The 10,767-nt window shown below is 60.0% G+C and carries 12 protein-coding genes and 1 pseudogene; 7 read left to right on the plus strand and 6 right to left on the minus strand.

Translation table 11 applies throughout. From position 1 onward, the window contains the following. Positions 1-209 precede the first annotated feature (209 nt). The 6 genes and pseudogenes from MAA8898_RS22295 to MAA8898_RS26915 form a co-directional block, all read right to left on the minus strand. Positions 210-638 (minus strand): hypothetical protein, encoded by a 429-nt coding sequence (locus MAA8898_RS22295; protein ID WP_094023235.1) that lies wholly within the window; start codon positions 636-638, stop codon positions 210-212. Continuing rightward, positions 635-982, minus strand: coding sequence for a hypothetical protein (locus MAA8898_RS22300; protein ID WP_094023236.1), 348 nt, complete (start codon positions 980-982; stop codon positions 635-637). Before MAA8898_RS22300 ends, MAA8898_RS22295 begins: the two co-directional genes overlap by 4 nt. A gap of 191 nt (positions 983-1,173) precedes the next feature. Further along, a complete protein-coding gene (locus MAA8898_RS22305) occupies positions 1,174-2,631 on the minus strand; it encodes a site-specific integrase (RefSeq protein ID WP_094023237.1) in 1,458 nt (485 codons plus the stop codon). Positions 2,632-2,634: 3 nt separating this feature from the next. Then, the gene (locus MAA8898_RS22310) at positions 2,635-4,881 is read right to left on the minus strand and encodes a site-specific integrase (RefSeq protein ID WP_094023238.1); all 2,247 of its coding nucleotides are present in this window, start codon (positions 4,879-4,881) and stop codon (positions 2,635-2,637) included. A 239-nt stretch (positions 4,882-5,120) separates the two neighbouring features. Next, the gene (locus MAA8898_RS22315) at positions 5,121-5,354 is read right to left on the minus strand and encodes a helix-turn-helix domain-containing protein (RefSeq protein ID WP_094023239.1); all 234 of its coding nucleotides are present in this window, start codon (positions 5,352-5,354) and stop codon (positions 5,121-5,123) included. 351 nt (positions 5,355-5,705) lie between these two features. Continuing rightward, positions 5,706-5,819 (minus strand): annotated as a pseudogene (locus MAA8898_RS26915) (ATP-binding protein); the annotation flags it as partial. Positions 5,820-6,217: 398 nt separating this feature from the next. Between MAA8898_RS26915 and istA the strand changes: the two are divergent. The 7 genes from istA (at position 6,218) to MAA8898_RS22350 (ending at position 10,765) form a co-directional block, all read left to right on the plus strand. Further along, positions 6,218-7,471, plus strand: coding sequence for an IS21 family transposase (istA, locus tag MAA8898_RS22320; protein WP_094023240.1), 1,254 nt, complete (start codon positions 6,218-6,220; stop codon positions 7,469-7,471). After that, positions 7,468-8,313 (plus strand): IS21-like element helper ATPase IstB, encoded by an 846-nt coding sequence (istB, locus tag MAA8898_RS22325; protein WP_094023241.1) that lies wholly within the window; start codon positions 7,468-7,470, stop codon positions 8,311-8,313. The genes istA and istB overlap by 4 nt, the downstream gene beginning before the upstream one ends. Positions 8,314-8,698: 385 nt before the next feature. Beyond that, entirely contained in the window at positions 8,699-8,878 is a 180-nt protein-coding gene (locus MAA8898_RS22330) for a BrxR family helix-turn-helix transcriptional regulator (protein ID WP_094023242.1), read from the plus strand. Positions 8,879-8,947: 69 nt separating this feature from the next. Further along, on the plus strand, positions 8,948-9,367 hold the full coding sequence (locus MAA8898_RS22335; RefSeq protein WP_176445280.1) for a WYL domain-containing protein: 420 nt from the start codon (positions 8,948-8,950) through the stop codon (positions 9,365-9,367). Next, positions 9,364-9,552, plus strand: coding sequence for a BrxR family transcriptional regulator (locus MAA8898_RS22340; RefSeq protein ID WP_094023244.1), 189 nt, complete (start codon positions 9,364-9,366; stop codon positions 9,550-9,552). Before MAA8898_RS22335 ends, MAA8898_RS22340 begins: the two co-directional genes overlap by 4 nt. Beyond that, positions 9,549-10,166: a DUF1819 family protein gene (locus tag MAA8898_RS22345; RefSeq protein ID WP_094023245.1), complete on the plus strand. Its 618-nt coding sequence runs from the start codon at positions 9,549-9,551 to the stop codon at positions 10,164-10,166. Before MAA8898_RS22340 ends, MAA8898_RS22345 begins: the two co-directional genes overlap by 4 nt. After that, complete coding sequence (locus tag MAA8898_RS22350; RefSeq protein WP_176445281.1) at positions 10,163-10,765, plus strand: DUF1788 domain-containing protein; 603 nt, start codon at positions 10,163-10,165, stop codon at positions 10,763-10,765. Before MAA8898_RS22345 ends, MAA8898_RS22350 begins: the two co-directional genes overlap by 4 nt. Positions 10,766-10,767: the final 2 nt, after the last annotated feature.

Below are 10,767 nucleotides of genomic sequence, written 5' to 3' on the forward strand. Positions count from 1 at the left end.
AAAGAACCGACAAACCGCCTGAGAATGACTGAAAGCATTCCAAGGTCGTCCTGCAAATTACCATGCGGTAACAGCTGTATGAACCACTCTGGATTTCCCGGAGTTTCTAACACCTGAGAAGGATGAAGCCCCATTGGCAAAACTAAGAATTGAAGCGCTGTCCCGTGTCTCGAGGAAGGGGACAGCGCATTTTTATTGGCCCTTGGCACTCAGCAGCTTTCGAGCAATTCCGCGGCGATCCGCCGGGCGTCAAGAAGCCAACGGACAGCGTTGATGCGATCCGCCAGGACCAAGGCGAGGCTGCGCAGAACGAGCAATTCGGAGCCTGTTTCGGAATACACCTCCTCGGTTCGCGGTGGTCCGATACCGTATTCATCTTGAATGCAGATTCGTCGGCACTCGCTATCAGCAGCTCTGGCCAGATTCTCTGCGAAGTCGCGCAGGGTCTTGACGTCAATGGAGCCGAAAATGGCCTGATTACCAATCTCGGTAGAGATCTGCTTGGCAGCACGTGCCATCGCACTTCGAAAGAAGCCGGTTTCAAGCGCGGCTTCGATCCCTGTTTTCAGCTTGTCAGCTTCGCCAAGCGCTTCTTCGATGCGCTCGATCAGTTTTTCGTCTGCCTGCAAGTTGCTCATGCGCAGCCCTCCGCGTCGACAGTTTCGATCGCGTCGGCAAGAGCTTCGGTGAGTTGGCAGTTCTCAGCGATGTAAGGCGCTTCCAGATCAAGCTCACCGAAGTACCAAGATTCGGGCCGATCGAAATCTTGAACGTGTTCGAGACTGAGCAGGCCGTACAGCGCCTGCGCCTCCTGTCGAATTTTCCGCGTCATGCGCGGCTCCCGCGACAGTGCGTCGATCAGGCGTCGCGTACGCTTGAGCCATGCGGGACCGCCGAGCAGGAGCGCAGCATTCTGCAGTGCCTCGCCGTGCTCATGAACAAAGCGATGGATGGCTGTGTTGGTGGAAGGAAAGTCAAACATATTTTTCTTACTTCTTATGCCGCGTGCGAGATGCAGGCGGTGACAACACTTTGCCTTTCGTGGATTGATTTCATTGAGTAATTTCCGGGGTTCGCGTCCTCCTGTTCTTGTGTGGTGTTGCCGTTTGAGTGTCGCGGCTCTCGCAAAGAAGAGCTGCGAAAAACAAACGACAAACCGACACGTCCCTTTCCTTATGTCTTTCTTTTTTTCCGGGGTGCCCGATGGCTTCGCATCATCCTGTTCGGACCTCCTCGATCCTGCCGTTTCGGAGCCGCAGGCGATCCTTCACCAAGGCTTGCACGGCCGGCGTCGGTGGCCTCGCGCAGCTTGTGTGCGGCTTGGATCTGGACAGCATTGGCGCGATAGGTCTCGGTCGTCGCGGCCTGCGCGTGGTTGAGCACTTCGCTCGCCAGGGCGGCCTGTTCCGGAGCCTGCGACACGATGAAGCCGGCCACGATGTTGCGGATCACCTGCGGCGTTACGCGTTTTCCGAACAGACGCAGGCACTGATCCCCGACGGATTGGCTCAGATAGTCCGGTGCGACCGGCTTGCCGCGGCTGCCGACGAAAAGCGCGGTTTCCTGCGCCGGCGCGACAGTGGCGCGATGGTGCGTGACATAATCTTGTAGTTGGCACCGGAGGTCAGGGGTCAGCATGCGCTGGTCTCGCTTCTTGTCCTTTGTTTCGCTGGCCGACAGGTATAGCGTCGTCAGATCCGGATCGAAGTTGTCCTTCAGATCGAGCGTCGCAAGCGACTCGAGCCGGATCGGAGAATTCACGAGCAGACTGAGCGCGAGCCCGGTGCGTGCAAGCTTGTTCGCGGACGTCCGCGATCTGAAGCCCGGGTCTGCCAAATGGTGGCGCAGGGCAACATCGGAACAGCTTCGCGCCGCCAACCGCAATTCGGCGAGGTCGACAAGTCGGCCGTCGTTGCGGGACGGTTGCAGCGCAGCTTGCTTCTTCAACAGTTTCAGCACCGGATTGACCCAGTTCCAATCGCGGTCCGGGAACAAGGCTTGGCCCAGGAGTTTCAATCTCTGAACCTCGCCACGCACGGTCGCGACAGAGACCGCGCCGCGTCGGAAAGCGGATTGGCGGTCATCAAGCCGTTGTTTCAACGTCACCGGAGTCACGTCTTCTGCCAGATCATTTGCGCGGCAGAAGTCGAAAAAGGCCCAAGCGGACTGTAATCTTGATTGCAATGTATCGACTGACCAAGCCTCGACAAGAAGCCCGTCGTTCAAGTCTTCCGCGCAGAAATGCAGTTTCGGCTTCGCCGCCAGCTGCCATTCCAGCGGCAGGCGGTGCCAGTTCCGCTGGATTTCGCGAATCAGCGCCGCGCGCTTGCTCTCTGTCTCGACGCGCGCGTCCCGGGCAAAGGCGTTTGATCCCGGGAAAACGGCTTGCAATGCCTGCCGCATCGATGCAGCCAATTCCGGCCGTAAATCTTCGCATCTGCGTTCAATCAGCGCCGACGTGATCAAATCGGGTGGCAGATCGTCCTGTGCCGCAGCGCGGAGCCAGCGCCCCAAGCCTTGCTCCAGCCGCGGGCGTTGAAAGTCCGAAGCATTGGCAAAGGCCGCTTCGAACCGGGAACGTAGATCTTCCGGCCACTTTGCCAGCGCGACGGAAAGTCGGTGTTTCGGCATCGTTCAATGCTCCATCTGCTGCTCGATAACGATGCGGAAATCGACATGCGACAACACGCGACGGCTGTATTGATCGAGCAATTTCAGGTAGTTCTTCTGCGCGACGATCTTGCTGACTTCGGCGTAATACGCCCGTGTTGTCTCGATCCGTTTATGTCCCAGCACTTCCTGGACAAGCCCCATCGCGCTCGGATCCATGTCGAGGATCACTTTTCCCGCGATGTGGCGCATTACTTGCATGTCCATGCGCAACTGGCAGTACTTCCAGACGTGCTGTCTGAAGCGTGCGCAGAGCTTGCTTTTTGCCATGTAGCCGAGTCCATCCGCATAACCGCCGTTTTCGCCGCGTTCCTTGCGTTCCGTGCTGGCACCCGGGAAGAGGTGCTCGTTCTCGGCATGCGCCTCTGCGTTTTCTGCAAGCACGGGGCGATAGATCTCGATGTAGCGTTTCAGCATCCGTACTGTTTCCGGATCGATGGTTACGTGGACAGACCGCAGGTTCTTCATTTCTGCTGCCGGCAGAATCATCCGCCCGTCGCCCTGCCCGATCGGCAAGCTCAAGTGAGGTTGTTCACCGAAAGCCCGCAGGCGCGCGAAATTCGTGCGCCGCATCGGCGTGACACGCTGTGAAAGCTGCGCGATCAACGCCGATCGCGCCAGCCCGGCCTGCGCCAGAGTTGGACGTGCCTTGCCGTGTTTGACCCAGCGTTCCGCTTCACGCCAAAGCGTTTTGGGCGCTTGGAACCAGCGCGACAGCGCCGAGTCGTCGTTGAACTGGCGCAGCATCTCGTCGTGATGACGACCGATCTTGCGCTCTTCGTAGACGTAGCCAAGGCTTCCGTCAGCTTTCAACTTTGAGCCGACAACGCTGGGGTCCAGCTTCATGGTCAGTGCACGAACGGGTTCAAGCAAATCCCCTGGCAGATCGCAGGACTTTCCGACGCTGTAGAGCGCCTGCACGACAGAGCACTCATAGCGCCCCTTCTTGTGCGTTTCCCAGTTCTGCCCCTGCGCTTCGACGCGCGCCCGACGCTTGCCACGGATCGCAGCGACCGCCGCCAGAAGACACTCCGGTCGGAACAAGTCCTCCAGCGCTTTAGGCTTATTCCGCACCGCAGGGTCGCTCTCGGCGGCGTGCCAGACCCGCTTGACAGCGTCCCGCAGGTTGCGCTGCGTTCCTGGTTCGCGGGTCAGCATTGGCTGCGTTTTGGCTTTGTCCTGTAGTTCGCCAAGCCCAAGCTCGTCGTCCTCTTCTTTTATGAAGGAGGACCAATTCAGATCGCCTTGGGGCGCAACCATCTTGTCCGTCAGCGCATCGACCCTTGACCGGATCGCGTCCGGCACCGCGATCCAGGTGACATCGGGCAAGCGATCTTGCCGTCCCGCGGGCCGGAAGGGCGCGGCACTCATCTTTTCTTCCGAGATCACGTCGTTCCAGATCCGTCCCGCACGGCGCAGTTTCTCGCGATGACTGTCGGATTTGCTCGCGATTTCTTGGGCAGAAAACTCGGCCAGGAAAGTTGCATCGATTTCATTTGGGCTCAGTTTTTGCTGGTCCGCGCGCAGAGCGAGCCTGCGAAAGATCGCCGTTTCTGATTTTGCGTGGGGCGGCGTGCGCGTCGCAAGTTTGTCAAGCAGCATCCGCCATTGCTCTGGCAAGGCTTTGACATCCGACTCACGCCCGCTGACGGCGTTCGGATCGACGAGCTTCACCGCTGCGCGGATCTGCGAAAGCTTGTTGACGAGCGACTTCGCGGACTGCACTTGCAGATCTTCCGGGCGCAATCGGTGCAACATTGGTTCGATGACCACCGATGTTGCAACGATCTGCTCCGGGGCGCTGGCTTGCGAGGTCGCGAGTTGGCGGATTGCCTGCACGCTGCGTTTTGCGGCCTCAGGCTTGCAAACGCTGTCGACGGCATCAATCGCGTCAGCGAGCGTTGGCAGCCGACCACGCAAGCGCAATGCCAGCGACCGCCGCACGGAATCCGCCCACGCGCGCTCCGCGCGGCGGAGATCACTGAGGATCTGGCTTTGTCGCGCGCCGAGGGATTCCCGCTGCTCCGGCGTGATCGTGCTGCAGACGTGAAAGAGCTCTTCGACGGCGGGATCGCCCTCTTGCATCAGCGTCTCACGAAACCTCCGCACAGAGACAATTGTCGCAACCCGCGTCGCGGCGTTCATCGGGGTCAGTCGCAACACAGCGATGAGGTCGGTTGTAGTCCCGTGAAATTCGCGATCATCAAACATTTTTTCTGTCCTTTCTTGTTGAGTATCCGGGGTGTTCTCCAGGCGCGTTCGGAACAAAACGCGCCTGGAGAACACCTCGGAAACTGCCGACAGGGGCAGACAAAGAGCCCCCTTTCCCGCCGCTGGCTGACAGGGGGCGACACAGGACGACATGGGGGCAAAAGGGGTGGTCCACATTCCAACGCAATGGAGACCGGCTATTTCCCCCGAGAAGGATAACGCATTGAAAGTAAGTCATTTTATTCAACGTCATTTTTCGACATCCGAACGCAATAATCGATCCAGATCGCTTGCATTTCTTGCTCGATGCCCTGGAATTTCCACAGTGACAGCGCGGTGATTCGCCAGCGTCCGTTTGGGCGTTTGCCATGCAGGCGCCCCTCCGCCAGGTACCGCTGTATTTGCCGCTCGGACTTGCGCAAAAACTCGGCCGCTTCGCGGGCCGAAAAAGTGTCATCCGGGGATACGATCATTATTGTTCTCCTTTCGTCCTCTGTCGAAAAGGAGATACGCACGTTGGCGACGGATCAAAATATCGGGTTTGTTTGCCGCAGACGACTGCGTGCCAAGAACACGTTTCCGCGAATCCGAGACCGGGAACGAGGGGAACGCAGGATAGTATCAAGAAAGAGCCCTGCCATGCACTGGTCACTCATGCGAACGGCCACAGGACACACGCCGAATTGACCTTCGCCGAAGCACAGCTTTCCTGAAACAGCCGTTCACTTCGACAAGAAAATAGTCGCTTTAGGCGCGAGTGCTCTCCAAATCGCTGACGCGAGCCAAGGCGCGCTGGCCGCAGGCAAGCACTCTTCGCTGTGATTTTAGCTCTTGGCTTTTCGACTTTCGCGCAGCCAGAAGCTTTCGCCGTTCATCTCCAGGATATGCACATGAAGGGTCAGGCGGTTGAGAATGGCGCCCGTGAGGCGTTCCGATCCCGCACCACGCAAAAAACGTTTTTCCCGTATTCGCGACTTTCCTTAGGTGTTTGATCTCACGGTTTTATGGTGTGATCCTTTCGCAGGAATGGAAGGAAGCATTATGGGACAGGTTCGTCATGGCAGCGCCACGACCACGCACGCCGTCAGAGCAGCAATACAGCGATCGCAAGCTTCGATCGCGAAATCGCCAGTACAGGCGGTGCGCCGATCGAGGCTCGCAGCGACGAAGGCGACATCCTTTGGCTCGGAGGTGTGAGTGCTGGACGTAATCTCCCCAAAAGCGCTGGATGAAATTTCCCCAGTTTGGCGCTGTTGCCGATGGTCCGGGGGGCATGCCCCCCGGACCATCGGCGGCGCAGAATTACCCCTGCTGATGCCAATGGAAGGGCGCGCAGGTGGTGGAATTGAGGGAGATCGTGATGATCTTGGAATTGAAGCGGCAGGGCCTCGGCGTCAGCGCGATCGCGCGGCAGACCGGGCTCGACCGCAAGACTGTGCGGAAATACCTCGAGCGCGGTCTCGAGGTGCCGGTCTACGGGCCGCGCGAGCCGGAGGAGCGGCTGGCTGAGGAGTATCGCAGCTACCTGGTCGACAGACTGGCGGCCTGGCCGGGACTTTCGGCCCGGCGGCTGCACCGGGAGATCAAGGCGATGGGCTTCGAGGGGGCCTATTCGACGCTGACGGAGTATCTGCGGCTGATCCGCCCGGCTGCCCCGCGCAAGTTCGAACGGCGCTTCGAGACGCCCGCCGGGCAGCAGGCGCAGGTCGATTTTGCCGAGTTCCAGGTCGAATTCACCTCGGAGCCCGGCGTAATCCGCAAGGTCTGGTTGTTCAGCATGGTGCTGGGACACAGCCGCTGGCTCTGGGGGCGGTTCTGTCCGAACCAGACGCTGGAAACGGTGATGCGCTGTCACATCGCTGCCTTCGACATGATGGGCGGGGCCTGCACCGAGGTGCTGTACGACAGGATGAAGACCGCGGTCATCGGCCAAGATGCAGCAGGCATCGTGACCTACAACGCCTCGCTCGTGGCTCTGCTGGGGCATTACGGATCAGCCCCGCGCGCCTGCCAGCCCTATCGGGCGAAGACCAAGGGCAAGGTCGAACGGCCCTTCCGCTACGTGCGGCAGGACTTCTTCCTGGGGCGCAGCTTCCGCGACCTGGAGGATCTGAACGCCCAGTTCGAGGAATGGCGGACGACCATCGCCAATCCCCGGATTCACGCCACCACGCAGCGGGTCGTCGACGAGCATTTTGCCGAAGAGCAGCCGCACCTCGTGGCCCTTCCGGTCCGGCCCCATGACGCGGTCCTGACCGTGGAGCGTCGGATCAGCCAGGAGGGCATGGTCGCCGTTGGCGGCAACCAATACAGCGTCCCGGACACCACCCGGCGCCGGATCGTCGAGGTCCAGAACCATCCGACTGAGGTGCGCATCTTCGAGGACGGTCAGCTGATCGCCTGCCATCCGGTGCTCGAGGGCAAGAACCAGAAGCGTGTCGATCCCAGCCATCGCAAGCCGGTGCCTGCAGTGCGCCGTGCCGCCATCGAGGTCCCATCTCCAGCGGACACCGCAGTGTTGCGCCGGTCATTGGCCTTCTACGAGGCCGTCGGTCAGCGCCTGGCCAGCCAGCCGGAGGGCCGTCCATGATCCCGGTCACGGAACGCATCCGCCAGAGCCTGGTCAGCCTGCACATGGCCCGCGCCCTGGAAACGCTGGACCAGGTCCTGAGCCGGCTGGAAAAGGGCGAGATGACCGCCATCGAGGCCATCGACGCCCTTTTGGCGGAGGAGCTGACCCTGCGCGAAGGACGCCGCGTCGGTGTCGGCCTGCGCACCGCCCGCCTCACGCCGATCAAAACGCTGGAAAGCTTCGACTTCTCCTTCCAGCCTTCACTGGACCGCCATCGCATCATGGCCTTGGCGCAGTTGGAGTTCATCAACCGCGCCGAGGTGCTGCACTTCCTCGGCCCGCCCGGCACGGGCAAGAGCCATCTGGCCACTGCCCTCGGCGTCGCCGCAGTGAAGGCGGGCCGCAGCGTCTACCGCTGCACCCTGGCCGAGCTCATCGATGCCCTGACACAGGCCGAACGCAAGGGGCGCCTGCCGGAAAAGATCCGCTTCTACGCCCGGTCTTCGCTGCTGATCGTTGATGAAATCGGCTACCTGCCCATCACCAGCGGCGGCGCCAATCTGTTCTTCCAGCTCGTCAACGCGCGCTATGAGAAAGGGGCGATGATCCTGACCTCCAACCGCGGCTTCGCCGAATGGGGCGAGGTCTTCGGCGATCCCGTCGTCGCCACCGCGTTGCTGGATCGGTTGCTGCACCACGCGGTCGTCGTGCAGATCGAGGGCGCCAGCTACCGCCTGCGCGGCCACGCCGACCTGATGCCCGAGCACACCCGGTCGCACGCCACCATCACCCCGCCACCGCCCCAGAAAAGGCGCGGTCGGCCACCCAAAAACGGAGGTGCCAATCACCTGCACGGCTGATCCCCGAACCCGTTAGGTGGGGAATTTTGCGCCAGCACTTCTGGGGAACTTTGATCCAGCATTTACAGGAGGCACAGACCTCAGCCGAGACCTGGCCGAGATCAAGCGCTGCCTGTCGCGGCTGACAGGGAACGCATCCAGGGTCTGCCACGCCGTGGAAACTGAAGCAGCGCTGGACCGCAAACGGGCGCAGCTCGCAAGGGGCTAAACTGGGGATACCCTGAATACCAATAATTGTTGCCCGATCGCACCCATACGGTCGGGTCTACCTCCCTCATAAGTGCACCCGCCCCTTTTGTTATCTCCGAGCCCATAGGTCTTTTTTGCAGACCTATCGACTATTTCGCACTACCAACATCCTATGAACAAACCAAGCGATTCACATATGACCCGATGGCAACGCGACCGGTGTGGATTCATCGAGCACCCGATATTTTGGCATGGATCGATCGGGCTCGCCGATCTGATGGAGGTCATGGGCATCAGCCGTGCCCAAGCGTCAAAGGATCTCAATGGCTACATCGCCGACCATCCTGATCACCTGTTCTACGACAACAGCGCGTGAACTTACATCATGGGGTCGGCGTGCGAGGCACACTACCTTTTAATCGATCCCGGCGCGCTTCTGGCAGACATGGCGGCGGTGGCGCTCGGTGCGCCGGTACCGCAATCGGATTGGTTCGACGAATCCCCGGCAGTGCTGACACCTGCCATCCCGGCTCGCGGGCTGTACCCGTTCACCGTTCGCAAGGTGCTTCTGACGTGCAATCAGGGGCGTCGACTAAGCCTAACATACCAGTCGATGTCTTCGCCTTTGCCCGAGCGGCGACAGATTGCGCCCTACGGCCTCGTGCAGGATGGATTCCGATGGCATGCGCACGCATTCTGCTTTCGAGACGGCATATTCAAAGACTTCGTCGTTGGGCGGATGGCAAATGTGTCTTTGGGCGACACAGCAGGGATCGACATTGCGACCGACACAGCATGGACCGAAACCGTAGCTCTACGGATCGCGCCGCATCCTGTTCTTTTTTTGATAGCCAGCGCCGGGTGATTGAACTGGACTACGGCATGGTCGATGGGACAGCAGTGCTTGAAGTTCGCCGCTGCCTCCTGTTCTACAATCTCAAACGACTGGGCCTCGACGGCGACGCTGCCGCGCGGCGCCCGGAAGACCAGCAAATCGTCCTGCTCAATGCGGACGATGTCCTGACCCTGCTTGGAAGCAATGCGAAATGACCGAGAGCGGCGACAAATACCGGATGTCCTTCACGACAGGCGGCTTGTTCCTCAACGAGAGCCTGGAGTTGACTCGAGTGCACGAGCCTGGGGAGCCCTGGGCCGATACCGTTGCGAGAGCCATGGAAAGCGGGACAGCTTCGCTGCCGAAGTCCGCGTCCAACAAGCGCACCCTTCGCGAAATCGGCAACCGCATTCGCACACTGTCGGACGACGAACGGCAGTTCCTTCTGGCGACGGCCGACCGTTCCGATCAGCAGGCGATCCTGTGGCTCGCGATGTGTCGCGCCTATCGCTTCGTCCGGGAATTCGCCGTCGAAGTCGTTCGGGACAGGCATCTGTCCTACCAGCTGGAGCTGCCCTACTCCGCTTTCGACATCCTGCTGGATTCCAAGGCTGAATGGCATCCCGAATTGGAGAAGCTGAGCGACAGCACGCGACGTAAACTTCGCCAGATCCTCTTTCGCATCATGCGCGAAGCTGCGATTATTACCCAGGATGACCGCATTCAGACCGCAATCCTGTCTCGGCGCCTGTTGCAAATGATTGAAGAACGAGACCCTCGGGAGTTGGCGTACTTTCCCGGTATCCCGGTCAGTGGAGGACCGAATTGAAGATTGAATTGACGCGCAAGGAACGCGCGGAACATCTATTTCGCGTGATCACCAGCAAGCGATTTCTTTCCAAGCAAGGTTTGGGCAACGAGGTTCCTTTTTTCATCTGCCCCTTTCCCGCCGAGGCCGGGCTGACTATGGTCAATGACCGGGCGGATTTGATCTCGCGCCTGGGGCATTCCGGCGTGCGTGTGCTCGATATCGACCTCTACGACCTCGCCCTCGAAATCCTGCGCGAGCGGGACATTCTCGAACAGCTCATCGAGGTCGAAGCCGACAGCGACAAATCTGAAATCAAGGAGTTGCTCCAAGGGGTTCTTGATCCCGAGACACACCTGGTGCCAAAGATCGGCGAGGCCATCGCGGCTGTGCCGCATGATGTCATCTTCCTGTCCGGTGTCGGCGAGGTCTATCCATTCATCCGCTCTCACAACGTTCTGAACAACCTGCAGAGCACAGCCAAGGTCGCGCCGACGGTGTTGTTCTTCCCTGGTTCCTACACGCATGCTCTTGCGACTGGCGCGTCGCTGGACCTGTTCGGTCTCCTGCATGACGACAAGTATTATCGCGCATTCAATATCCTGAATTACGAGGTCTGACC

The sequence above is a fragment of the Antarctobacter aquimaris genome, assembly GCF_900184945.1.
In the GTDB taxonomy this organism is placed as follows: domain Bacteria; phylum Pseudomonadota; class Alphaproteobacteria; order Rhodobacterales; family Rhodobacteraceae; genus Maliponia; species Maliponia aquimaris.